This is a genomic window from Leifsonia shinshuensis (assembly GCF_013410375.1).
In the GTDB taxonomy this organism is placed as follows: domain Bacteria; phylum Actinomycetota; class Actinomycetes; order Actinomycetales; family Microbacteriaceae; genus Leifsonia; species Leifsonia shinshuensis.
This window is the reverse complement of sequence record NZ_JACCFL010000001.1, coordinates 2,708,917-2,732,176: the sequence shown is the minus strand read 5'-3', so window position 1 is coordinate 2,732,176 and position 23,260 is coordinate 2,708,917. Positions and strand designations below refer to the sequence as shown.

The following is a 23,260-nucleotide window of genomic DNA, read 5'->3' as shown; positions in this document are numbered from 1 at the left end:
AAGGGGGTCGGGGCGGGCGTCGGGTAGATTCTCCACGTGTATTTGAAGAGTCTGACGCTCAAGGGCTTCAAGTCGTTCGCCACGCCGACGACTTTCGCCTTCGAGCCGGGCGTCACCTGCGTGGTCGGGCCCAACGGCTCCGGCAAGTCGAATGTGGTCGACGCCCTCGCCTGGGTGATGGGCGAGCAGGGCGCCAAGACGCTTCGCGGCGGCAAGATGGAGGACGTCATCTTCGCCGGCACCTCCACCCGCGGGCCGCTCGGCCGCGCCGAGGTGCAGCTGACGATCGACAACAGCGACGGCGCGCTCCCGATCGAGTACACCGAGGTCACCATCTCGCGCACGCTGTTCCGCAACGGCGGCAGCGAATACGCCATCAACGGCCAGTCCTGCCGGCTGCTGGACGTGCAGGAGCTGCTCAGCGACTCGGGCCTCGGCCGGGAGATGCACGTCATCGTCGGCCAGGGCCAGCTCGACGCCGTGCTGCGCGCCACTCCGGAGGAGCGCCGCGGCTTCATCGAGGAGGCCGCCGGCATCCTCAAGCACCGCCGCCGTAAGGAGAAGACCCTCCGCAAGCTGGAGGCCATGCAGACCAACCTGACCCGGCTGAGCGACCTCGCCGGGGAGGTGCGCCGCCAGCTCAAGCCGCTCGGTCACCAGGCCGAGATTGCGCGCGAGGCGCAGTCCATCGCCGCGATCGTCCGGGACGCCCGCGCGCGGCTGCTCGCCGACGACGTCGTCGGGTTGCGGCGCTCGCTGGACGACCACACCCGCACGGAGGCCGAGCGGCACAGCGAGCAGATCGTCCTCCAGGAGCAGCTGGAGCAGAAGCAGCTGCGCCGCACCAGGCTGGAGCAGGCGCAGATCGGCGACGCCGTCGACGTCGCCCGCAGCACCGCCTTCGCCCTGGAGCAGGCGCAGGACCGGCTGCGCAGTCTCTACTCGCTCGCCACGCAGAAGGTCGCGCTGCTCGGCAGCCAGGCGGACGCGACCGACGACGGTCCGCGCGTCAGCCCGCAGCAGGTGCGGGACGCGGCCGACGAGGTCGAGCGGCTGCGTGGCGCCGTCACCGAGGCCGAGGCGGCCTGGGAGGCGGCGCAGACCGCGACCCGCGGGGCGCGGGCGCGGCTGGACGCGGTGGACGACGAGATCGCGGCGCAGAGCGCGCTGGTGTCCAAGCACGACCTGGAGATCAGCAAGCTGAACGGCCAGGCCGAGGCGGCCGGGCAGCGGCTCGCCGCCGTCCGTGGCGAGGTGCTGCGGCAGCAGAACGCGCTCGACGCCGCGACGGAGCGGCTCGAGAAGGCGCGCGCCGAGTTCGCGGCCCGGGAGGCCGACGCCGCGACCACCGACCTCGGCGAGGGCGCGCTCGATGAGGCGTACGAGCTCGCCCAGGCCGACGTCTTCGAGGCAGAGGGCCTCATCGAGAAGCTGCGCGACGACCTCCACACTCTGGAGCGCGAACGCGACGCACTGGCGGCGCGCACCTCCGCGCTGTCGCTCGCTCTCGACCAGAAGGACGGGTCGGCTGCGCTGGTCGGCGCTCGGCTCTCCGGTGTCCGCGGCCTCGTCGCCGAGCACATCCGCGTGCACCCCGGCTACGAGGCGGCGATCGCCGCCGCCCTCGGCACGCTGGCCGACGCCGTGCTCGCCGAGAGCAGGGACGCCGCGTTCGATGCCGTCGCGCACGCCGCGGCCGACGACCTCGGCCGGGTGGAGGTCATCGTCGCCGACGCCGTGGCGCCCGAGGTCGACCTGACCGGCGTCGCCGGAGTCGTCCCAGCACGCTCGGTCGTGGACGCTCCGAGCGGCGTGCTCGGCCTGCTCGCGTTCACCGCCATCGCGGATGATGTGGACGCCGCGCGCGCTGCGGCGGACGCGTTCCGCTCGCGCACGCTCGGCGGCCCCGTCACCCTCATCACCCGCGCCGGCGACGTGCTGACCGAGTTCGTGCTGCGCGGCGGCTCGGGCGCGAAGCAGAGCCGCATCGAGCTGATCGCCGACCGCGACGCCGCCGAGGACCGCCTCGGCGAGGTGACGTCCCTCATCGACCGCGCCCGGTTCGCCCTCGCGGAGCAGCGTGGAGTGCTGCAGGTCGCCAAGGAGCAGTCCCAGACCGCGCTGACAGCGCTGCGCGAGTTCGACGCCCAGCTCGCCGCGCAGACCGAGCAGCTGAACCGGGTGAAGGTCCAGCTGGAGGCCTCCGTCGCCGAGTCCGACCGCCTCGGCCGCGCGCTCGAACAGGCCGCCGAACGCGTCGCCGACGCCGAGAGCGCCGCCGAAGCGGCGAAGTCGGAGCTGGAGGTGGCCCGCTCGCGGCCCCGCCCCATCCTCGACGTCTCTGCGCGCGACGCGCTGTCCGCCGAGCTGGACGCCGCGCGCGAGGCCGAGGTCGAGGCGCGCCTCGCGGTCGAGACGGCGAAGGAGCGCGTGCGCGCGGAGCAGGCCAGGGGAGAGGCCCTGGCCCGGCAGCTGGAGGCCGAGCGCGCCGCCGCGGAGGAGGCCGCCCGTCGCGCCGTGATCCGCCGCCGGCAGCTGGAGGCCGCGCAGGGCGTCCTGGACGTCCTCCCCGCGGTGCTCGCCTCCGCCGATCGCTCGGTGTCGCAGGCGCGCCTGGAACTCGCCGCCGCCGAGGCCCGACGTGCGAGCCAGAACGAGGAGCTCGCCACCGTGCGCCGCGAGGAGGCCGCTCTCCGCGAGCGCCTGCACGGCATCACCGAGTCGGTGCACGGCCTGGAGCTGCAGATCTACGAGAAGAAGCTGCACCTGTCCAGCCTGCTGGAGCGGGCGGGCAGCGAGCTCGGCCTCGTCGAGGACGTGCTGGTGGCGGAGTACGGGCCGGACGTGCCCGTGCCGCCGGACACCCGCGACGACGATGGGACGCCCGATGAGGCGTCCGACGGTGCGGAGGCCGCTGAGCGTCCCGGCACCCCGTTCGTCCGCGAGCAGCAGCAGAAGCGCCTCGCCGCCGCCGAGCGGAAGCTCGGCCAGCTCGGCCGGGTCAACCCGCTCGCGCTGGAGGAGTTCGCGGCCCTGGAACAGCGCCATAAGTTCCTCACCGAGCAGCTCACCGACCTTACCAACACGCGCAAGGACCTGGTGACGATCATCGAGGAGATCGACGACAAGATGCAGACCATCTTCGAGTCGGCCTTCGCGGACACCGAGGCCGCCTTCGAGCGGGTCTTCCCGATCCTGTTCCCCGGCGGGTCCGGCCACATCGCCCTGACGAACCCCGACGACTTGCTCACCACCGGGATCGAGGTGTCGGTCAAGCCCGCCGGCAAGAAGATCGAGCGGCTGTCGCTGCTCTCCGGCGGCGAGCGCTCGCTGGCGGCGGTCGCGCTGCTGATCGCGATCTTCAAGGCCAGGCCCAGCCCGTTCTACATCATGGACGAGGTGGAGGCGGCGCTCGACGACGCCAACCTCGGCCGGCTGCTGACGATCTTCGAGGACCTGCGCGAGAACAGCCAGCTCATCGTCATCACCCACCAGAAGCGGACGATGGAGATCGCCGACGCGCTCTACGGCGTCTCCATGCGCCAGGACGGCGTCTCGGCCGTCGTCGGCCAGCGCGTCGCGCAGGAGAAGGCCTCCGCCTAGGCGCTCGCCCCCTCGAAGGCGATCGCGGCGAGTTTGGCGTCGAGGCCGTCGAGGGCGTCCGCGGCGCGCCGCTCGCAGCGCATGGCGAGGCCGACGTGGCCGAGCTCGCGCAGCTCGTGCGCCAGCAGGAGGTCGTCGCGGTTGTCCCCGAGCGCATCCTGGGCGGCCTTCGCCGCCGAGGACAGCCGCACGGCCTGCCTGCCGAGGTCGTCGGCGACCGCGTCGGCGGCGTAGCGCACCTTTCGCGCCGCTTTGCGGGTGGCGTGGCGCTCCTCCAGGCTGTCCCCGCGCTCCCGGTGCACCTTCACCACGGCCTTCTCGAGGCCGCGTGTCGTGACGCGGCCGGGATGCTTCCGGCCCTTCCGGGAGAGCGGCGGCTCCGCCGCGAACATCTGCAGGTCGGCGAGCAGGGCGCGGACCGTCCCGCCGTGCACGTAGCGCAGCAGCGACGCCAGCGCCGCGCCGTGCTCGGCCCGGGTCGCCTCCGCCTCCGCGGTGACCGCGTCGACCACGTCCGGCGGATCGTCGACCTCCAGGAGGTCGTCGAGTGTCGTCGCCTTCACCTCCAGGTCGCGCACGGTCCCCAGCCGGTCGCCGAGCGTCTTCAGCCTCGTGCGCATGGCGAGGGCGGCTTCGGCGTCGAACGCCGCCCGGTACACCCGGAGGATGCTCCGCAGCCTCCGCACGCGGATGCGCGCCTGGTGGACCGCGTCCTCGCCGTCCTCGTCGAGCGCGACGAGCTGCTCGGCGAGCTCGGCCGACACCGCCACGAGGGAGAACATGGCGCCACCGTACCAACTAGTCTGAGTGCATGGCAGACCGTACCCCCTGGTCCTTGTCGGGCGCCCTCCGCGGGATGTTCGCCAAGAAGACCATCGACGACACCACCTGGGACGATCTGGAGACGGCGCTCATCACCGCCGACTTCGGCCCGGACGTCACCGAGGCCGTCATCGACGATCTGCGTGCCAAGGTCGAGCGCTACCACACCACCGACCCGAAGGACCTCCAGCGCATGCTGCGCGAGACGATGGAGGAGCGGCTGTCGAAGCTCGACACCACCCTCAAGCTCAGCGAGCGGCCCGCGATCGTCCTCGTGGTCGGCGTGAACGGCGTCGGCAAGACCACCACCATCGGCAAGTTCGCCAAGTTCCTGCGCACCTACGACCGCTCGGTCGTCGTCGGGGCGGCCGACACGTTCCGCGCCGCCGCGGTCGAGCAGCTGGCCACCTGGGCGGAGCGCGCGGGGGCGGAGATCGTCCGGCCGCAGCAGCAGGGCCAGGACCCGGCCTCCGTGGCGTTCCAGACCGTCGAGAAGGCCAAGCGCGACGGCACCGAGATCGTCATCATCGACACCGCCGGGCGCCTTCAGACCAAGGGCGGCCTGATGGACGAGCTGTCCAAGATCAAGCGCGTCGTCGAGAAGCAGGCGCCGATCGCCGAGGTGCTGCTGGTGCTCGACGCCACGACCGGCCAGAACGGCCTCGCGCAGGCCGAGGCGTTCCTGGAGCACGCCGGCGTGACCGGGCTGGTGCTGACCAAGCTCGACGGCTCCGCGAAGGGCGGCTTCGTGCTCGCTGTGCAGGAGCGCACCGGCCTCCCGATCAAGCTCATCGGCCAGGGTGAGGGGATCAACGACCTCACCGGCTTCACCCCGCACGTCTTCGCCCAGCAGCTGGTCGGCTAGGCGCGCCATGGCCATCGAGCACGACTACTTCGGCGTCATCGACGAGACCGCCTCCGGCGGCCTCGCGTGGAACGACACGGTGGAGCTCGCCGACCAGACCGTCGAGGTCGAGCTCCGCGCGGACGACGAGCAGGCGGTGGGCGAGTACGCGCTCGACGCGGCCGCGGCGCTCATCCAGGCGCTGGAGGGCTTCGACGCCCGGGCCAGGGACGCGCTCGTGGCCGAGCTGAGCTCGCGTCAGTCGGCGACCAGCAGCTACATCGACGAGCACGTCGACAAGCTGGGGGAGTCGCTGCTCGACCTGCTGGTCTACAACTCGGGGGACATCGCGATCGACGTGCTGCGCTCCCTGCAGCTGCTGACCGTGGCGATCCAGGCCGACCAGGCGGGCGAGGACGAGGTCTTCGCGACCTTCGACTACTCGATCAGCCCGGACGAGACCGACGCGATCCTGACGGTGTCGTTCGACGTGCGCGGCGACGTCGTCGCGGTCGAGACCCAGGGCTGAGCCGGGAAGGCTTCCGCCTGCGGTTCCGCCCTGCGCGGACACGGCGCACGCTCGGCGGGCGCCCGGTGTCGCCCGGTAGACTTGCACGATCATGGCTACTTTCGGCTCGCTGTCCGACCGTCTCACGGACACCTTCAAGAACCTGCGCACCAAGGGCAAGCTCTCCCCGTCCGACGTGGACGGCACCGTGCGCGAGATCCGCCGCGCGCTGCTCGACGCCGACGTGGCGCTGGACGTCGTCAAGGACTTCACCGGCAAGGTGCGCGAGCGCGCCCTCTCCGACGAGGTCAACAAGGCTCTGAACCCGGCGCAGCAGGTCGTCCAGATCGTCAACGAGGAGCTCGTCGCCATCCTCGGCGGCCAGCAGCGCCGCCTCCAGTTCGCCAAGAAGCCGCCGACGGTCATCATGCTCGCCGGCCTCCAGGGCGCCGGAAAGACCACCCTCGCGGGCAAGCTCGGCAAGTGGCTGGCGAAGGACGGCCACACGCCGCTCCTGGTCGCCGCCGACCTCCAGCGCCCCAACGCCGTCACGCAGCTACAGATCGTCGGCGAGCAGGCCGGCGTCCCGGTCTACGCGCCGGAGCCCGGCAACGGCGTCGGCAACCCGGTGAAGGTGGCCAAGGACGCGATGACGTTCGCCGAGACCAAGCAGTACGACACGGTCGTCATCGACACCGCCGGTCGCCTCGGCGTCGACGCCGAGCTCATGAAGCAGGCCGCCGACATCCGCAAAGCCACCGATCCGGACGAGGTGCTGTTCGTGATCGACGCCATGATCGGTCAGGACGCGGTCGCGACCGCCAAGGCGTTCCAGGACGGCGTCGACTTCACCGGCGTGGTCCTCTCCAAGCTCGACGGCGACGCGCGGGGCGGCGCGGCCCTCTCGGTGGCATCGATCACCGGCCGCCCGATCATCTTCGCCTCCACCGGTGAGGGCCTGGACGACTTCGAACCGTTCCACCCCGACCGCATGGCGTCGCGCATCCTCGACCTCGGCGACATCCTCACCCTCATCGAGCAGGCCCAGGAGGCCTTCGACGAGGAGGAGGCGCGCAAGGTCGCCGAGAAGTTCGCGACCGACAGTTTCACGCTCGACGACTTCCTCAAGCAGATGCAGCAGCTGCGCAACATGGGCTCCATCAAGAAGATGATGGGCATGCTCCCGGGCGCGGGACAGATGAAGCAGCAGCTCGACAACTTCGACGAGCGCGAGATCGTGCGCACCGAGGCGATCATCCAGTCGATGACCAAGGCCGAGCGCACCACTCCGAAGCTGCTCAACGGCTCGCGCCGCCTGCGCATCGCCAAGGGCTCCGGCACGACGGTCACCGAGGTGAACCAGCTCGTCAACCGGTTCGAGCAGGCCGCCAAGATGATGAAGACCGTCGCTAAGGGCGGCGTCCCGAACGTCCCGGGCATGGGGCCGATCCCCGGCGCCGGCTACGCGGGCCGCGGCAAGCAGCAGCCCAAGAAGAAGGGCTCGCGGTCCGGCAACCCGGCCAAGCGCGCCGCGGAGAACGCGGCCCTCGCCGCCGGCGTCAAGCCGGGAGCGACGGGCGCGCCCGCGGGCACCGGCTTCGGCCTCGGCTCCGGCAGCAAGGCGAAGGCCGGAGGCCCCACCGAGGAGGAGCTGGCCGCCCTGCAGAAGTTCATGGGCCGCTGAGGCCTGACGCTGTCCGAGACCGCTAGGACGTCACGCCGAGCGGAGCCAGCCGGTCCTCGATGACCTTCGCGACGGCGCGTTCCCCGGCCGCGTTGGGGTGGATGCCGTCCGCCTGCACCAGCTCCGGGCGCCCTGCGAGCGGGTAGCCGATGTCGAGGAAGGTGCCGCCGACGCCGGTGACCGCCCGCTCCACGATGCCGTTGACCGTCGCGACCGTCGCCGGGGGAGCGTCGGCGCCCCACACGGTCGTGATGCCGATGATTCTGGCGCGCGGGAAGGTGTCGTGCAGCTCACCCAGCAGCTCATCCGCCGAGGAGGCGACGAGGGCCGGGTCCTGCGTGCGGTCGTTGCGGGTGGCCGCGATCAGGATGTAGTCGGGGTGCAGGCCGAGCGCGGTGGCCACCTGGTCGCGGTAGGTGTCGCCGTTCCAACCCGGCTTGACGAACCCGGACCCGGAGACGGCGAGATCGGTGAGCGCCCAGCCGTGCTGCGCCGCGACGAGCGCCGGCCACGCCTGATCGGGGCGGACGCCCTTGCCGAACGCGATCGAGTCGCCGATCGCGACGACCTGCGGCTTCGAGCGCGCCGCAGGGGCGGCGACCGCAGACCCGTCCGCGGCGACCGGGCGCGCGGCGACGGCCGAGGAGCAGCCCGCGAGGACGACGGCGGCGACGGCGGTCGCGACGACGGCGATCAGGCGGACACGGGTGGGCACGGAGTGAGGGTAGACCGCCGAGACTGACAGATCGCTGTGGAGGCGGCCCGGGCGTGGCCGCTGCCGTGACGGGCGGTCAGCTCTGGGCCGGACCCGGCTCGATCCGGGCGTGCGCGATCGCGTCGGCGACCGCCTTCGCGAGCAGCAACTGGCCCGCGCTGTTCGGGTGGATCCCGTCTCCCTGCAACAGGTCGGGGTGCCCGAGGAAGGTCTGGCCGAGACTGAGCCAGTGGCCGCCCGCCGCGAGCACGGCGTCCTTCAGAGCGCCGTCGAGCACGTTCGCGGCGGCAGGTGCCGGCGTCGCGCCCCAGACCGAGCCGAGACCGATGATCGTGCTGTCGGGGAGCGCTGTGGCCAGCCGGTCGATCGCCGCCCGGGTGGCCTGCCTCACCGTCGATGGAGCCGCTGCCGCGGTCGCGGCGTCGTTGCGGGTCGCGGCGATGACGACGACCTGCGGGCGCAGCCGGATCGCCGCGCTCACCTGGTCGTCGAACTCGTGGCTGTTGACGCCGGGCTTGGTGAACCCGGCGCCGCCCTCGGCGAGGTCGGTGAGGTTCCAGCCCAGCCGGCCCGCCGCGAGGAGCGGCCAGGCGTCGTCGGCCGGGACGCCGAACCCGATCGCGATGGAGTCGCCGATCGCGACCGCGGTCGGCTGCGTCGGCGTGGCGGTCGCCGTCGGCCGGGCCGCGGGCGCCGCCTCCGAGAACGCGGAGCAGCCGGTCAGCGCGAGCGCCGAGGCGACCGCCACGGCGGCCGCGAAACGGCGCGCACGACCGTCACGTCGTGACGGAGCCGTCATACGATCCCGTCGAGGCGGGACAGCACGACCGATGCGATCGCCTGCTGGCCTTCGAGCGTGGGATGCTCGCCGTCGTCCTGCACCAGGCCGAGCTGGCCGCGGTACGGCTGGCCGAGGTCGATCCACGTGCCGCCCGCCGCGGTCACGGCCTGCTTCAGGGCGTCGTTGAGGGGAGCGAGGTCGCTGTCGCTGGCTTCGCCGGTGAGGGCGTTGTAGCCGACCAGGTGGGCCTTCGGCAGCGCGTCGCTGAGGCGTTCGACCGCTGCCGACATCGCCTTGGCGACGGTGGCGGTGTCCTGGCCGAGGTCGTTGTCGGACGCGCCGATCAGCACGACGTTCGCCTTTGCGGCGATCGCCTGATCGATCTGGCCGTTGAAGTCGGTGTTGCTCGCGCCGATCGCGACGAAGCCGGCTCCCGGCTCGCTGAAGTTCTCCAGGCCCCAGCGCCGGTCGACGGCGACGAGGGCGGGCCAGGCCTCGAACGGCTCCAGGCCCATCCCGGACTCGATGGAGTCGCCGACGATCGCGACGACGGGGTGCTTGCCGGCCGGGACGGTGGCGCCGACCGAGAGTTGCGAGGAGGCGGACGCGCATCCGCTCAGGGCGACCGTCCCGAGCAGCAGCGCGGCGAGCGCTGTGGCGACGGTGGCGAGGGGCCTGTGGTGGAACATGCCTCCGAGCCTAGGGGAGAAGTCTATGGATGCCCTATGCACGCTTATGAGCCTCCTGCGCCTGTCGAGTTTCCCGTACCCACTGCGTCTCCCGGGCCGGACCCCCGCGGTGTCCGGTCCAGCCCGCTGCGCAGCTCGTGGGTGAGCGAGCTCACCACGGCCTGCAGGCTGCCGCCGTTCGCCTCCGCCACGGCGAGCTGCCGCTGGTAGCTCGCCCCGGCGTCCAGCACGTCGGCGACGGCCGCGAGCTCGGCCGCGCAGCCCAGCCGCTCGGCCGTGTCGCCGAGCTCGTCCACGAGCTGGAGGAGCTGGTCGCGCACCAGGCGCTCCGTCCCGTCCGGGGCGACGATGATCTCGGCGTCGAGCCCGTAGCGCGCCGCGCGCCACTTGTTCTCGCGCACGAACCAGGGCTGCAGTGTGACGGGCTCCACGCCGTCGTCCAGGTCGCCGGACATCCGGTCCGTCAGGCAGTGGATCAGCGCGCCGACCGCCCCCACCTCGTCGGCGGTCGACAGCCCGTCGCAGGCGCGCATCTCGACGGTGCCCCAGCGCGGCGACGGCCGGATGTCCCAGCGCACCTCCGAGTGATCCTCCACCACGCCGGTGGTGACGAGGTCCTGCACGTACTCCTCGTAGTTCGCCCAGGTGCCGAACTGCCAGGGCAGGCCTGCGGTCGGCAGCTGCTGGAACATCAGCGCGCGGTTCGACGCGTAGCCGGTGCGCGCCCCCGCCCAGAACGGGCTGGACGCGCTCAGCGCCTGCAGGTGCGGGTAGTAGGTGAGCAGGCCGTTCACGATCGGGAGCGCCTTCTCTCGGTCGTCGATCCCGACGTGCACGTGAATGCCCCAGATCATCATCTGCCTGCCCCACCACTGCGTGCGGTCGAGCAGCCGGTCGTAGCGCTCGTTCGGGGTGACCTTCTGGTCGTACCACTGGGCGAAGGGATGCGTCCCCGCGCACATCAGCTCCACACCGAGCGGGTCGGTGACCTCGCGGGTCAGCGCCATCAGCTCCTGGAGATCGGTGATGGCGGCCGGCACCGTGCGGTGGACGCGGCTCACCAGCTCGATCGTGTTGAGCAGCAGCTCGTGCGTGATCTGCGGGTGCTCCCGGCCGTCCGGCGTGCCGAGCTCGCGCAGCACCTCGTCGGCGATCTGCACCAGGTCGCCCGTCGCGCCGTCGACCAGCGCCAGCTCCCACTCGATCCCGACAGTGGAGCGCTCGGACTCTGCGAATTGGATCTGCATCCTGGTGACCCCGTCCGTCCGATTGTTCATTGCGAGCGCTTTTCTGACAGAATATCTAGTTGAGTTCGACGTGCCCGACCCTCTATCCGGCACGGCGGACGAACAATAGACCTCCTGCCGCGTGTGCCCCCACGCCCACGGCAGTCAGTTCGACAACGAATCCACCGGAACCCCAGCGGGGTCCCGGACGTCAACACAGGAGAATTGTGGCTGTCAAAATCCGTCTGAAGCGCCTGGGCAAGATCCGCGCTCCGTACTACCGCATCGTCGTCGCCGACTCGCGCACCAAGCGCGACGGCCGCGTGATCGAGGAGATCGGTCTGTACCACCCGACCGAGGAGCCCTCGCGCATCGAGGTCGACTCCGAGCGCGCGCAGTACTGGCTCGGCGTCGGCGCCCAGCCGTCCGAGCAGGTGCTCGTGCTGCTGAAGCTCACCGGCGACTGGGGCAAGTTCAAGGGCGACAAGGACGCCGTCTCGACCGTGAAGACGGCCGAGGCCAAGGAGACCTTCGTCGCCGACGAGAAGAAGAAGCCGGTCCTCAAGCCGAAGAAGGACGAGACCGTCGCCAAGGCGGAGGCCGTCGTCGAGGCCGAGGTCGAGGCCGAGGTCGAGGCCGAGGAGGCCGCTGAGGCCGAGGTCGTCGCCGAGGCGGAAGAGATCACCGAAGAGGCCGCAGAGGCCGACGGCGAGAACGCGTAACACCGTGCTCGCTCCCGCTCTCACGCACCTGGTCAAGGGCATCGTCGACCACCCGGACGACGTGCACGTCGTGGCCAAGGGTTCGCCGCGTGGCGAGGTCCTCGAGGTTCGAGTGAACCCCGAGGACCTCGGGCGGGTCATCGGCCGCTCCGGCCGGACCGCCAAGGCCCTCCGCACCATCGTGGCAGCGCTGGCCGACGGCCGCCGCGTCCGCGTCGACGTCGTCGACGACTGAGGTGGCGGACCACAAGCTGCCCCGCAAGGAGGTCGCTCCGCGGCCGGGTCAGACCGAGCTGCGCGTGGGCCGGCTGACCAAGGCGCACGGCCTGAAGGGCGCTCTCAAGCTCGAGCTGTTCACGGACGAGCCGGAGCGCCGCTTCATTCCCGGCGCTGTGTTCACCCTCCAGGTGCCCACGGCCTCAAAATGGCACGGCAAGACCATCGAGCTCACCGAGCTCCGCTGGTACAACGGTCACCCGGTCGGCTTCTTCGCCGGCGTGGACGACCGCACCGAGGCCGAGACGCTGGTCAAGGCCATCCTCTGGGTGAGCCAGGACTCCAAGCAGCTCCCCGAGGAGGAGGACGCCTGGTACGACCACCAGCTGGTCGGCCTGAGCGCGCGCCGCGACGGCGTGGAGGTCGGCACCGTGGCACGGGTCGACCACCTGCCCGCACAGGACCTGCTGGTCGTCCGCACCTCTGACGGGGAGGTCCTCGTGCCGTTCGTGAAGGCGATCGTCCCCGAGGTGGACATCGCCGCCGGGACCGTCACCCTCACCCCGCCTGCCGGGCTGTTCGAGGAGCTGCCCGACGACGACGAGCCTGCTCCCGGGGACGCGGCCGAACCGGCCGAGTCGGCCGAGCCGGCTGCCGATCAGGAGACCGACGAGGACTGATCGTGGCGCACTACGTGATCGACGCCTCCGCCGCCCTCGAGCTGGCGGAGGCCGGTTTCGTCCCGGCGGCCGGCGACGAGCTCCTGGCGCCCACGCTGCTGCGCTCCCAGGTCCTCGCGCTGCTGCGCGCGTCCGTCGTGTCCGGCGACCGCGACGACCGCGCGGCCCGCACGCTGATCGCGGCCGTCGACCGGCTCCCGATCCGGCTCCTCGGCGACCGCGTGCTGCGCAAGACCGCCTGGCGGCTGGCCGCGGAGCTCGACCTGCCGGACACCTATGCCGCCGAGTACCTCGCGCTCACCGTCCTGCACGGCGACGCGCTCGTCACCGACGTGCCGGAGGTCTACGTCGGCGCGACCGTGCCGCTGCGCACCGGGGCGGACCTGCTGCGCTCCTAGCGCTGTCGCGCCTACCGTTGTGGCATGCCCTTCGCGCGCAACGGCGGCGTCCGCATCCACTTCGAGGTGAGCGGTTCGGGGAGACCGCTGCTCCTTCTCCTCGGTCTGGGGGTGTCGATCGCCGACGCGGCTCCATTCATCGAGGCCTTCGCCGAGCGCTTCGCCGTGATCGCGGTCGACAACCGGGGCGCCGGGCTCAGCGACAAGCCCGACGAGCCCTACTCCATCCCCGTCCTCGCGGAGGACGCCGCGGCCGTCGCGGAGGCCGCCGGCGTCGTGCCGGTCGACGTGCTCGGCTACTCGCTCGGCGGCAGGATCGCGCTGCAGCTCGCGCTGGACAGGCCTTCTGCGGTGCGGAGCCTCGTGCTGCTGGCGACCGGCGCGCGCCCGCCGGAGCGGCGGCGCTCCCTCCTGATGGCGGTCGCACCGTACCTCCCGGTCGGTCCGAAGCCCCGGCAGCCTGCGTTCGCGTTCCGGCGTCAGCGCGCCGCGTCGCGCGGCTATGATGCGCGCGGGAGGCTTGCCGAGGTGCGGGCGCCGACACTCGTACTGGCCGGCCGGGCCGACACGGTCGCCACGCCGGCGCTGGTGGAGGAGCTGCGCGCGGGGATCCGCGGCTCGCGGCTCGACTGGTTTCCCGGCGGCCATCGGGCCCCGCTGACGTCGGCGCGTGCGGTGGTCGCCGACCGGGTCGCGGCGTTCCTGGCCGAGGTCGGCTGAGGCCCGGGCTCCCCGCCTGCGCGCTACTCCGCCCGCGGGCCCACGATCGCGAGCCCGCGCGCCCGCAGCAGCCGGGCGTCCGCGTCCAGGGCCGCCAGCAACCGCTCGTGCGTCCCGACGATGTGCCGGTGGATGCTGTCCGCTGCGGCGTCGGCGTCCCGCGCCGCGAGCTGGTCGACGATCGTGCGGTGCTCCTCCCGCGCCGTGCGCCTGGCGTCCGCCGTGCGGACCTCCAGCCACCGGGTGCGGGCGAGCCGGGTCATCGCGGACGAAACCGTGTCGGCGAAGAAGTGGTTGCCGCTGAGGGCGGCGAGGCGCACGTGGAAGTCCGCCCCCGCGCCGACGGCGTCCTCGTTGCGCCGGTCCGGGTCATAGGCGCCGAGGTCGTCGCGCAGTGCCCGCAGTGCGTCGTCCGACGCCCGGGCGGCGCTGAGCCGCACCGCCGCGCTCTCGACCGCGTCGCGGAGCTCGCTCAGCCGGGCGATCTCGCCGAGGTCGATGGGGGAGACCTCCCAGGCGCGGCCGTCGCGCCGCACCAGCCCCTCGGTCTCGAGCCGCATCAGCGCCGCGCGCAGCGGGGTGCGGGAGGCGCCGAACTCGGCCTCCAGTCCGCGCTCGGTGATGCGGGAGCCGGGCACGCGCTCCAGGTCGAGGATCGCGGAGCGGAGGCGCTCGTAGACGTGGGGCTGCTCGGGCATCGGGCTCCTTCGTTGGTATACCAAGCCGGTATACCGTTAGGGTATACCGCATGAGCCGAAATGTGCGAGAAGAGACCGAGCAGCCGACCAGGACACCCCGCCCGTGGCTCATGCTCGCTCTCGGCGTGCTCGGCCAGGCGAGCTCGACGGTGTTCGTCTCGACCCCCGCCTTCCTGATCCCGCTGCTGCACACCGAGCGCGGGCTCAGCCTCGCCCAGGCCGGGCTGCTGGCCTCCGCGCCGACGCTCGGGCTGGTGCTCGCCCTGATCGCCTGGGGAGCGCTCAGCGACCGGATCGGCGAGCGCTGGGTGATCGCCTCCGGCCTCGCGCTGACGGCGGCCGCCGCGGTCGGCGCCATGTTCGTCTCGTCCTACCTCGCGCTCGGCGCCCTGTTCCTCGTCGGCGGGATGGCCGCCGCCAGCCCCAACGCGGCGAGCGGCCGCGTCGTCATCGGCTGGTTCCCCAAGGAGCGGCGCGGCCTGGCGATGGGCATCCGGCAGATGTGCCAGCCGCTGGGCGTCGCCATCGCCGCGATCAGCGTCCCGCTGCTGGCCGCCTCCGCCGGGATCGCGGCGGCACTCGCCGTCCCCGCCGTGCTGTGCGGTGTCTCGGCCGTGCTCTGCGCGGTCGGGATCGTCGACCCGCCCCGGCCGCCGCGGCGTGCCGCTGAGGGGGAGGAGACGCACCCGCAGGCCGCATGGCGGCCGTACCGCGAGACCTCCCTGCTCTGGCGGATCCACGTTGTGTCGATGCTCCTGGTCGTGCCGCAGTTCACGGTGTCCACGTTCGGGCTGGTCTGGCTGGTCACCGAGCTGCACTTCGGCTCGCTCGCCGCCGGCGTCGTCATCGCGGTCAGCCAGTTCGCCGGGGCGCTCGGCCGGATCGGGATCGGCGTGCTGAGCGACCGGGTCGGCTCGCACCTCGTTCCGCTGCGCTGGGTCTCGGTCGCCGCCGTCGCGGTCATGCTGTTGATGGGCGCCGCCTCCGCGCTCGGATCGGTGGCCGCCGCGGTCATTCTGATCGTCGCCGCCGTCGTGACCGTCGCCGACAACGGCCTCGCCTACACCTCGGTCGCGGAGATCGCCGGGCCGTTCTGGTCCGGACGGGCGCTCGGCGCGCAGAACACCGGACAGTTCCTCGCGGCGTCGGTCGTCGGACCGGCCGTGGGCGCGCTCATCGGCTGGATCGGCTTCCCGCTCGCGTTCGCCGCGGTCGCCGTGTGCCCTGCGATCGCGGCCCCGCTGGTCCCGCGCGATCGGGAGCTCGCGGTCGTCCCCGAATAGAATTCCCTCCATGCGCATCGACATCGTCACGATCTTCCCGACCTTCTTCGATGTGCTGGACATCTCGCTGCTCGGCAAGGCGCGGCAGGCGGGCATCATCACGCTCGGCGTGCACGACCTGCGCGACCACACCCACGACCGGCACCGCACCGTGGACGACACCCCGTACGGTGGCGGCGCCGGCATGGTCATGAAGCCGGAGCCCTGGGGCGAGGCGCTGGACGGGATCCTCGACGGCGCCGACGACCCGGTGCTGGTGTTCCCGTCGCCGGCCGGCGAGGTCTTCACCCAGGCGACCGCCCGCGAGCTCGCGGCGGAGTCCCACCTCGTGTTCGGCTGCGGCCGCTACGAGGGCATCGACCAGCGGGTGTTCGACGAGTACGCCGGCCGAGCGCGGGTGCGGCTGGTGAGCATCGGCGACTACGTCCTCAACGGCGGCGAGGTGGCCACGATGGCGATGATCGAGGCGATCGGGAGGCTCATCCCCGGCGTCGTGGGCAACCCGGAGAGCCTGGTCCAGGAGTCGCACGAGGACGGCCTGCTGGAGTACCCGTCGTACACCAAGCCGGCGCAGTGGCGCGGCCACGAGGTCCCGCCGGTCCTGCTCTCCGGCAACCACGGCGCGATCGAGGCCTGGCGCCGCGAGCAGTCCGTCGCCCGCACCGCCCGCGTCCGCCCCGACCTCCTCCCGTAGTCAACCGCCGAGTACGCAGATTATCCGCGTACTCGAGCGTTTTCGCCTGATTTCGGGCGTACTCGGCGGGTGATCAGGGGGCGCTGAGGATGAGCGGACCCGACTCGGTGATGGCGACGGTGTGCTCGGAGTGGGCGCCGCGCGAGCCGTCGGCGGAGCGCAGGGTCCAGCCGTCGGGGTCGGTGAAGATCTCGTCGGTGGTCTCCAGGAACCACGGCTCGATCGCGATGACGAGCCCGGGCCGCAGCGGGAAGCCGCGGCCGGCGCGGCCGTCGTTCGGGATGTGCGGGTCGCCGTGCATCGTCCGGCCGACGCCGTGGCCGCCGAACTGCGTGTTCACCGAGTACCCCTCGGAGTGCGCCACGGCGGCGATCGCCGCCGAGATGTCGCCCACCCGGCCGCCGGGCTGCGCCGCGGCGATCCCCGCGGTCAGCGCGCGCCGGGTGGTGTCGATCAGGCGCAGGTCCTCGTCGCGCGCGGAGCCGACGACGAGGCTCACCGCGGAGTCGGCCACCCAGCCGTCCACGCTCGCCGCGAAGTCCAGGCTGAGCAGGTCGCCGTCGCGCAGGCGGTAGTCGTGCGGGAGGCCGTGCAGCACGGCGTCGTTGACCGACGTGCAGATCACCTTGCCGAACGGGCTCGCACCGAACGACGGGTGGTAGTCGATGTAGCAGGACTCGGCGCCGCGGCTGCGGATCAGCTCGTGCGCGATGCGGTCCAGCTCCAGGAGGTTCACGCCGACCTTCGCCGCCGCGGCGGTCTCGGCCAGCACCTCCGCCACGAAACGGCCGGCCGGCCGCATCTGCTCGATCTCGGCGGGGGTCCTCAGCTCGATCACGGGGAGTCCTCTTCTCTGGTGGGGTGTGTCCAGTCTTCCATGCGGCGGCGGCGTTCAGTCCGCCGTGGGCGAACCCCTAGCCGCCGCACAGCCGCGCGCGGTTACGCTGGTCGCGTGTTCATCCGCAAGGCGTTCTACTGGTGGCTCTTCCCGTCCGCCGTCGTCCTGCCGGTCTGGCTGCTGATCGGCTGGGCCGCGTTCCACTCGGGCAGCGGCTGGACGTTCGTCGGGCTGCTCGTGCTGTGCCCCATCCTGTTCGTCGCGCTGCTCGCCATCGGCGGCATCCTGATGGCGCGCAAGAGCGTCAGGGACAGGCGCGCGGTCTCCTGGTACGACACCGGGCTCCTCGCCGGGTGGAGCGCCTCCATCATCGCCTTCGGGTTCTTCCCGCCCGGCGCCACGGGCTGGCTCGCGGTGCTCGGCGTGCTGTTCTTCCTCGGGCTGTTCTGGGTCGGGCTGTGGGAGCTGGTCACCGAGACGCGCGACCGCGTCGCGGTCACCTACGCCGCCTACCAGCAGGTCGCGCAGCCGTCGCAGGTGCGCCGTCCCGAAGGCCCGGTCGTGGACGACGCGGACGTCATCGTCATCGAGGAGCACCGCGAGGACTGACCCTCCGCGCGCCGTCACCGCCGCGCTTTGGCAATAGGGCCTCGCGCGTGGCAGAATGGTTGTTCGTGCCGCCGCCCGGCTCTGCCGCAGGGGAGCCAGCAAATCGAGCGAGCACACCCAATCGAATCCCGGTCGTCCGTCCGTGTGCGCAGCGCGCATGCGCCCGGTGGCCCCGAATCCGTCCCCGACCTGCCGGCGGGTACAGAGAGCGAACAGCAATGCACATCCTCGATCAGGTGGACGCCGCGTCCCTCAAGTCGGACATCCCCGCGTTCCGTGCCGGCGACACCGTCAAGGTGCACGTCAACATCATCGAGGGCAGCCGCTCTCGTATCCAGGTCTTCCAGGGCGTCGTGATCGGCCGCTCGGGCGAAGGCGTCCGCGAGACCTTCACGGTCCGCAAGGTCAGCTTCCAGGTCGGCGTCGAGCGCACCTTCCCGGTGCACTCCCCGGTCATCGACCACATCGAGGTCGTCACCCGCGGTGACGTCCGTCGCGCCAAGCTGTACTACCTCCGCGAGCTGCGCGGCAAGAAGGCGAAGATCAAGGAGAAGCGCGAGAACTGAGCGTTTCGCGCGCGACTCATCCTGAGCTCCCGGACCTACACTGGACCGGGAGCTCAGGCGGTTAACGAGGCCAGGCGGGTTGGATGACGGACGAGACACTGCCCACGCGATCCGACCGGGTGGCGGGCGGAGCGCGCGGCAGGCGCAGCGGCCTGCTGTTCGCGCGCGACGTGCTCGTCGTCGTCGTCATCGCATTGCTGGTCGCGTTCCTGGTGAAGACGTTCGTGGTGCGGTCGTTCTACATCCCGTCGGGGTCGATGGAGAACACCCTCCAGATCAACGACAAGATCCTCGTCAACGAGCTCCAGCCATCGGTGTTCCCGCTGAGCCGCGGCGACGTCGTCGTGTTCCGCGACCCGGGCGGTTGGCTGCCGAAGTCGCCGCCGGTGGCGCGCAATCCGCTGGCCCAGGCGGCGGACACGGCGCTGACGTTCGTCGGGCTGTCCGCCTCCGACAGCGACGACCACCTGGTCAAGCGGCTCATCGGACTTCCGGGCGACCACGTCGTCTGTTGCGACGCCTCCGGCCGGATCACGGTGAACGGGACGGCGATCGTCGAGCCCTACATCGTGCTCCCGCCCGGCCAGAAGAACGCCGCCACCCTCGCGTTCGACGTCACGGTGCCGAAGGGGCGCATCTGGGTGATGGGGGACAACCGCTACGACTCGCAGGACTCCTCGCGCAACCAGGCGCTGCCCGGTCACGGCTTCGTGCCCCTCGACCACGTGGTCGGCCGGGCGGCAGTGATCAGCTGGCCGGTGGGCAGATGGACATGGCTGACGGATTATCCTGAAGTCTTCAGAGGCGTGGAGGAGAAGAAGGAATGATGACCCCGGTCACGCCGACGCTGCGCTTCGAGAAGGCGCTGTACCGCGACGGCGTCACCTCGATCGTGGCGGTCGACGAGGTCGGCCGCGGGGCCCTCGCCGGCCCGGTCGCGGTCGGCATGGTGGTCATCGACACCGGCGTCAAGCGCATCCCGCCGGGGCTGCGCGATTCCAAGCTGCTGCCGGAGCCGGTCCGCGAGGCGCTCGAGCCGGCCTGCCGGAGGTGGTCGCTCTTCCACGCCGTGGGTCTCGCCTCCGCCGAGGAGGTCGACTCCCTCGGCATCATGCGGTGCCTCGGCCTCGCCGGCGCACGCGCGCTCGCGGCTCTGGAGGAGCAGGGCGCCGAGGTGCGCGACAGCACGCTCATCCTCGACGGCAACTACGACTACCTCAACCCGGCGCTGATGCGTCCGGCGCGGGTCGTCACCCGGATCAAGGCCGACCGGGACTGCGCGTCGGTGGCCGCGGCGTCCGTGATCGCCAAGGTGCACCGGGACCGCCTGATGATCGGCCACGACGTGGACTACCCGGGCTACGGCTGGGTGAGCAACAAGGGGTACTCGACGCCGGAGCACTTCGCCGCGATCGCCGAGCTCGGGCCGAGCGCGCTGCACCGGCTGACCTGGCTGAAAGACCTCGCGACCCTCGACATGCCGACCTGAGGCGTCACGGCTAGACTTGTCGAACGATGGATGAGGACGAGTTCGACGACTACGACCGCGAGGTCGAGCTGGCTTTGTATCGCGAATACCGGGACGTCGTCTCGCAGTTCAAATACGTGATCGAGACCGAGCGCCGCTTCTACCTCGCGAACGAGGTGGAGTTCGTGCGCCGCGACACGGAGCACGACTTCTACTTCGAGCTGACGATGAACGACGTCTGGGTGTGGGATGTCTACCGCGCCGACCGGTTCGTGAAGTCCGTTCGCGTGCTCACGTTCAAGGATGTGAACATCGAGGAGCTCTCCAGCAAGGAGTTCGAGCTGCCGAAGGAGCTCGCGCTCGACGAGTGAGTTCGGGGCGGGTAGTGCCGGTTTCTGCGCCGGCCGCTGCCGGTTGTCTGCGCTGGCTGCTGTGCTGATTTTCTGCACCGTTTTCTGAGCCGGCGACTTCTCCACAGATTCTCGCGCGGGCGTCTCCGCGGTCCCCTCTCCGACGAGTCTGGTCGCGGGAGGAATCATGGCAGAGAAGGACCGACTGGGCCGCCGCGGCGAGGACGTGGCGGCGGACTGGCTCGAAGATCAGGGCTTCACGCTGCTGCACCGCAACTGGCGCTGCGCGGAGGGTGAGCTCGACCTGATCGCGCGCCGCGCGCGCCTGACGGTGTTCGTGGAGGTCAAGACCCGCAGTTCGACCGCGTTCGGGCATCCGTTCGAGGCGATCACGGGGGAGAAGGCGGCACGGCTGCGCCGTCTCGTCGCCGAATGGTGTCGCGCCTACGGGCCGGTCCGCGGCGAGACCAGGATCGACGCGATCGCCGTGCTCGACGCCTGGAACGTCACACCGTCCATCGAGCACCTCGCCGGGGTGGTGTGATGACCGTCGCACGCACCTTCGCCGTGGCGCTCACGGGCGTGCGCGGCGACATCGTGGAGGTCGAGGCCGACATCTCGGCCGGGCTCCCGGCGTTCGTGCTGATCGGGCTCCCCGACGCCGCCCTGGGTGAGTCCCGCAAGCGCGTGTCGTCCGCCGCGGCCAACGCCGGCTGCGCGCTCACCCAGCGCAAGCTGACCGTGAACCTGTCGCCCGCGTCGCTGCGCAAGCAGGGCTCCGGCTTCGATCTCGCGATCGCGGTGGCGGCGCTGGCCGCGTCCGGCGAGATCCCTGCCGGCTCTGCGGCGGCGGCCGTCCACCTCGGCGAGCTCGGCCTCGACGGCCGGCTCCGGCCGGTGCCCGGCGTGCTGCCTGCGGTGCTCGCCGCGCGGGACGCCGGCTTCGCCCGGGTCCTGGTGCCGACCGCCAACGCCGAGGAGGCAGAGCTGGTCGACGGCATCGAGGTGGTGCCGGTCGTCGGGCTGCGCGCCGCCGCGATCGCCCACGGAGCCGAGCTCGACCCGGTCGACGAGGAGCCTGTCCCCGTCGCCGACGAGACCGGGCCGCCGCTGGACGAGCCGGACATGGCCGACGTCGCCGGCAACGACGACGCCGTCGACGCGTTCGTCGCCGCGGCCGCCGGCGGCCACAACGTCTCGATGGTCGGGCCTCCCGGCGCCGGCAAGACCATGCTGGCTCGCCGCCTCCCGTCTCTGCTGCCGGACCTCACCGTCGAGCAGTCCTTGGAGTCGACGTCCATCCAGTCCCTCGCGGGCAGGGGAGTCGGCGGCGGCCTCGTCCGCCGGCCGCCGTTCGAGGCGCCCCACCACACCGCGTCCACCGCCGCCCTCGTCGGCGGCGGGAGCGCCCGGCTCGTCCCCGGCGCCATCGCGCGCGCGAGCAACGGCGTCCTCTTCCTGGACGAAGCCGCCGAGTTCCCGCCGCGCGTGCTCGACGCCCTGCGCCAGCCCCTGGAGTCCGGGTCGATCGTCGTCCACCGCTCGATCGGGGCCGCCACCTTTCCGGCCCGCTTCCAGCTCGTCCTCGCCTCCAACCCGTGCCCGTGCGGCCGCCACGGCTCGGCCGACGAGGAGTGCAGCTGCACCCCCGCCGCCCGCCGCCGCTACTTCGCCCGACTTTCCGGCCCCCTTCTGGACCGCGTCGACATCCACCTCACCGTGCGCCGCCTCGGGCTGGGCGCGCTGCGGGTGGCCTCCCACGAGCCCGGCCGGGCTCGCGCGAGTGCCGACCTCCGCCACCACGTGGAACAGGCCCGCGCCGCCGCCCGCGCCCGCCTGGCCGGCACCGGCTGGACGCTCAACTCCCAGGCCGCCGGCTCCTGGCTCCGCGCCCCCGAACGCCACGTCCCCGCGCACGCCCGCGCCGCCCTCGACCGAGCCCTGGAACGCGGCGCCCTCACCATGCGCGGCTACGACCGCACCCTCCGCCTCGCCTGGACCCTCGCCGACCTCGACGGCGCCACCAGCCCGATCGCGGACCACCTCGGACGGGCGCTCTACCTGAGACGGGGCGTCGGGGCGTGAGCGGGGTGGCGAGGTGTTTTGGCTTCTGCGTGGGAGCGCGTGGAGCGCGTAGGGCACTAGGTGCGTGCGCGGGAGGCTTCTGCGCCGGAACACGCGATACCGCGGGCGCGGGCGCGGGCGCGGGACGCGGTTGCGCGGGATGTTCCCACACCGGACCGGGCGACACACGAGGCGTTCGCGCAGGAGGCGGTCGCGCACGAGGTCCCAGCACCGGAGCACGCGACACAGCACGCGCGTGCGCGGGAGTTTCGTGCACCGGACCGCGTGACACACGAGGCGTTCACGCAGGAGGCGGTCGCGCAGGAGGTCCCAGCACCGGAGCACGCGACGCAGCAGGCGCGTGTGCGGGAGGTTCGCGCACCGGACCGCGTGACACACCAGCCGTATGTGCCGCGAGCGGTTGCGCGGGGGGTCCCTGCGCCGGAGCAGGCAGAACACCAGGTGCCTGCGCGGGAGGCGGTTGCGCCCGTAGCTCCTCCGCCGGTGCACGCAGCACACCAGGCGTATCTGACGCCAGCCGTCATGCGGGAGGTTCCGGCCCCGGGCCGCGCGACGCGCCCGGCGTATATGAGGAGGGCTGGGGGCGCGAGGTTCCTGCACCGGGGGTCGCAGCACACCGGGTGTGCGGGCGGGAGGCGGATGCGCGGGAGGTTCCTGCACCGGACCGCGCGACGCACCAGGCGTGTATGCGGGGAGCGGTTGCGCGGGAGGTACGTGCGCAGGAGCGCGCGACGGACCAGGCGTCTACGCCGGAGGTGCTTGCGCACCAGGTTCCTGCCTCCGAACCCGCAGGGCAGGAGACATGCACACAGAACTTTCGTGCGCCAGTACGTTCCCGACGCGGACCGTACTGACGCCCACCGACGACACACAACAGGACGGTCGCGACCCTCGCGATCGTGAGTACCCAGGGGAGGGGCACGTGGAGCACAACGAGGATTCGAGAGCGGACTTCCCGCACGGCGAGAAGTCGGCAATCCGTCGACGCCGCGGTCACGGAGGCGAACGAGGACGAGGCACTCAGCCAGACACGGATGGAGCTGATGGCCACCCCAGCCGCA

The 23,260-nt window shown here is 71.9% G+C and carries 25 protein-coding genes; 18 read left to right on the top strand and 7 right to left on the bottom strand.

Going from position 1 to position 23,260, the window contains the following annotated elements; genetic code table 11:
* The first annotated feature begins 36 nt into the window (after nt 1-36).
* A complete protein-coding gene (gene smc / locus HNR13_RS13240) occupies nt 37-3,603 on the top strand; it encodes a chromosome segregation protein SMC (RefSeq protein ID WP_179606445.1) in 3,567 nt (1,188 codons plus the stop codon).
* On the opposite strand, the gene HNR13_RS13235 is transcribed toward smc, so the two are convergent.
* Nucleotides 3,600-4,385 carry a CHAD domain-containing protein gene (locus tag HNR13_RS13235; protein WP_179606443.1) on the bottom strand — a complete coding sequence of 262 codons (786 nt, stop codon included), beginning with the start codon at nt 4,383-4,385 and terminating at the stop codon, nt 3,600-3,602. The genes smc and HNR13_RS13235 overlap by 4 nt on opposite strands.
* Before the next feature lie 29 nt (nt 4,386-4,414).
* Here HNR13_RS13235 and ftsY point away from each other — a divergent pair, with 29 nt between their 5' ends.
* The 3 genes from ftsY to ffh all read left to right on the top strand — a co-directional run bounded on the left by ftsY (nt 4,415) and on the right by ffh (nt 7,461).
* A complete protein-coding gene (ftsY, locus tag HNR13_RS13230; protein WP_179606441.1) occupies nt 4,415-5,290 on the top strand; it encodes a signal recognition particle-docking protein FtsY in 876 nt (291 codons plus the stop codon).
* Nucleotides 5,291-5,297: 7 nt separating this feature from the next.
* The gene (locus HNR13_RS13225; protein ID WP_179606439.1) at nt 5,298-5,798 is read left to right on the top strand and encodes a DUF2004 domain-containing protein; all 501 of its coding nucleotides are present in this window, start codon (nt 5,298-5,300) and stop codon (nt 5,796-5,798) included.
* A 91-nt stretch (nt 5,799-5,889) separates the two neighbouring features.
* Complete coding sequence (gene ffh, locus HNR13_RS13220; RefSeq protein WP_179606437.1) at nt 5,890-7,461, top strand: signal recognition particle protein; 1,572 nt, start codon at nt 5,890-5,892, stop codon at nt 7,459-7,461.
* A gap of 22 nt (nt 7,462-7,483) precedes the next feature.
* On the opposite strand, the gene HNR13_RS13215 is transcribed toward ffh, so the two are convergent.
* From HNR13_RS13215 to HNR13_RS13200, 4 genes are all read right to left on the bottom strand, one after another.
* Nucleotides 7,484-8,176, bottom strand: a complete 693-nt coding sequence (locus HNR13_RS13215) for an SGNH/GDSL hydrolase family protein (RefSeq protein WP_343063551.1) — start codon at nt 8,174-8,176, stop codon at nt 7,484-7,486.
* A 76-nt stretch (nt 8,177-8,252) separates the two neighbouring features.
* On the bottom strand, nt 8,253-8,924 hold the full coding sequence (locus HNR13_RS13210) for an SGNH/GDSL hydrolase family protein (RefSeq protein WP_343063550.1): 672 nt from the start codon (nt 8,922-8,924) through the stop codon (nt 8,253-8,255).
* Between the two features lie 47 nt (nt 8,925-8,971).
* Nucleotides 8,972-9,646, bottom strand: coding sequence for an SGNH/GDSL hydrolase family protein (locus HNR13_RS13205; RefSeq protein WP_179606433.1), 675 nt, complete (start codon nt 9,644-9,646; stop codon nt 8,972-8,974).
* 44 nt (nt 9,647-9,690) lie between these two features.
* A complete protein-coding gene (locus HNR13_RS13200) occupies nt 9,691-10,893 on the bottom strand; it encodes a glutamate--cysteine ligase (RefSeq protein ID WP_179609457.1) in 1,203 nt (400 codons plus the stop codon).
* Nucleotides 10,894-11,099: 206 nt separating this feature from the next.
* On the opposite strand from HNR13_RS13200, the gene rpsP reads away from it, so the two are divergent.
* From rpsP to HNR13_RS13175, 5 genes are read left to right on the top strand one after another with little or no spacing between them, the layout of a single operon-like run.
* Nucleotides 11,100-11,594, top strand: coding sequence for a 30S ribosomal protein S16 (gene rpsP, locus HNR13_RS13195; protein ID WP_179606431.1), 495 nt, complete (start codon nt 11,100-11,102; stop codon nt 11,592-11,594).
* A gap of 4 nt (nt 11,595-11,598) precedes the next feature.
* Nucleotides 11,599-11,829, top strand: coding sequence for an RNA-binding protein (locus tag HNR13_RS13190; protein WP_179606430.1), 231 nt, complete (start codon nt 11,599-11,601; stop codon nt 11,827-11,829).
* 1 nt (nt 11,830) lies between these two features.
* On the top strand, nt 11,831-12,490 hold the full coding sequence (rimM, locus tag HNR13_RS13185; RefSeq protein ID WP_179606428.1) for a ribosome maturation factor RimM: 660 nt from the start codon (nt 11,831-11,833) through the stop codon (nt 12,488-12,490).
* 2 nt (nt 12,491-12,492) lie between these two features.
* Nucleotides 12,493-12,888 (top strand): hypothetical protein, encoded by a 396-nt coding sequence (locus tag HNR13_RS13180; protein ID WP_179606426.1) that lies wholly within the window; start codon nt 12,493-12,495, stop codon nt 12,886-12,888.
* A 24-nt stretch (nt 12,889-12,912) separates the two neighbouring features.
* Nucleotides 12,913-13,608 (top strand): alpha/beta fold hydrolase, encoded by a 696-nt coding sequence (locus HNR13_RS13175; RefSeq protein ID WP_179606424.1) that lies wholly within the window; start codon nt 12,913-12,915, stop codon nt 13,606-13,608.
* A 23-nt stretch (nt 13,609-13,631) separates the two neighbouring features.
* Here HNR13_RS13175 and HNR13_RS13170 read toward each other — a convergent pair whose 3' ends face one another.
* Nucleotides 13,632-14,306 (bottom strand): GntR family transcriptional regulator, encoded by a 675-nt coding sequence (locus tag HNR13_RS13170; RefSeq protein WP_179606422.1) that lies wholly within the window; start codon nt 14,304-14,306, stop codon nt 13,632-13,634.
* Nucleotides 14,307-14,356: 50 nt separating this feature from the next.
* On the opposite strand from HNR13_RS13170, the gene HNR13_RS13165 reads away from it, so the two are divergent.
* On the top strand, nt 14,357-15,589 hold the full coding sequence (locus HNR13_RS13165; protein ID WP_179606420.1) for an MFS transporter: 1,233 nt from the start codon (nt 14,357-14,359) through the stop codon (nt 15,587-15,589).
* Between the two features lie 10 nt (nt 15,590-15,599).
* Nucleotides 15,600-16,283 carry a tRNA (guanosine(37)-N1)-methyltransferase TrmD gene (trmD, locus tag HNR13_RS13160; protein WP_179606418.1) on the top strand — a complete coding sequence of 228 codons (684 nt, stop codon included), beginning with the start codon at nt 15,600-15,602 and terminating at the stop codon, nt 16,281-16,283.
* 73 nt (nt 16,284-16,356) lie between these two features.
* Here trmD and map read toward each other — a convergent pair whose 3' ends face one another.
* Complete coding sequence (gene map, locus HNR13_RS13155) at nt 16,357-17,121, bottom strand: type I methionyl aminopeptidase (protein WP_179606416.1); 765 nt, start codon at nt 17,119-17,121, stop codon at nt 16,357-16,359.
* Nucleotides 17,122-17,235: 114 nt separating this feature from the next.
* On the opposite strand from map, the gene HNR13_RS13150 reads away from it, so the two are divergent.
* The 7 genes from HNR13_RS13150 (at nt 17,236) to HNR13_RS13120 (ending at nt 22,199) form a co-directional block, all read left to right on the top strand.
* Complete coding sequence (locus HNR13_RS13150; RefSeq protein ID WP_179606414.1) at nt 17,236-17,730, top strand: hypothetical protein; 495 nt, start codon at nt 17,236-17,238, stop codon at nt 17,728-17,730.
* Between the two features lie 218 nt (nt 17,731-17,948).
* Nucleotides 17,949-18,296 (top strand): 50S ribosomal protein L19, encoded by a 348-nt coding sequence (gene rplS / locus HNR13_RS13145; RefSeq protein ID WP_179606412.1) that lies wholly within the window; start codon nt 17,949-17,951, stop codon nt 18,294-18,296.
* 83 nt (nt 18,297-18,379) lie between these two features.
* Nucleotides 18,380-19,123, top strand: coding sequence for a signal peptidase I (gene lepB / locus HNR13_RS13140; RefSeq protein ID WP_179606410.1), 744 nt, complete (start codon nt 18,380-18,382; stop codon nt 19,121-19,123).
* On the top strand, nt 19,123-19,785 hold the full coding sequence (locus HNR13_RS13135) for a ribonuclease HII (RefSeq protein WP_179609455.1): 663 nt from the start codon (nt 19,123-19,125) through the stop codon (nt 19,783-19,785). Before lepB ends, HNR13_RS13135 begins: the two co-directional genes overlap by 1 nt.
* A 26-nt stretch (nt 19,786-19,811) precedes the next feature.
* Entirely contained in the window at nt 19,812-20,135 is a 324-nt protein-coding gene (locus HNR13_RS13130; RefSeq protein ID WP_018190696.1) for a DUF2469 family protein, read from the top strand.
* 166 nt (nt 20,136-20,301) lie between these two features.
* Nucleotides 20,302-20,658, top strand: a complete 357-nt coding sequence (locus HNR13_RS13125) for a YraN family protein (protein ID WP_179606408.1) — start codon at nt 20,302-20,304, stop codon at nt 20,656-20,658.
* Nucleotides 20,658-22,199, top strand: coding sequence for a YifB family Mg chelatase-like AAA ATPase (locus tag HNR13_RS13120; RefSeq protein WP_179606405.1), 1,542 nt, complete (start codon nt 20,658-20,660; stop codon nt 22,197-22,199). The genes HNR13_RS13125 and HNR13_RS13120 overlap by 1 nt, the downstream gene beginning before the upstream one ends.
* Nucleotides 22,200-23,260 lie beyond the last annotated feature (1,061 nt).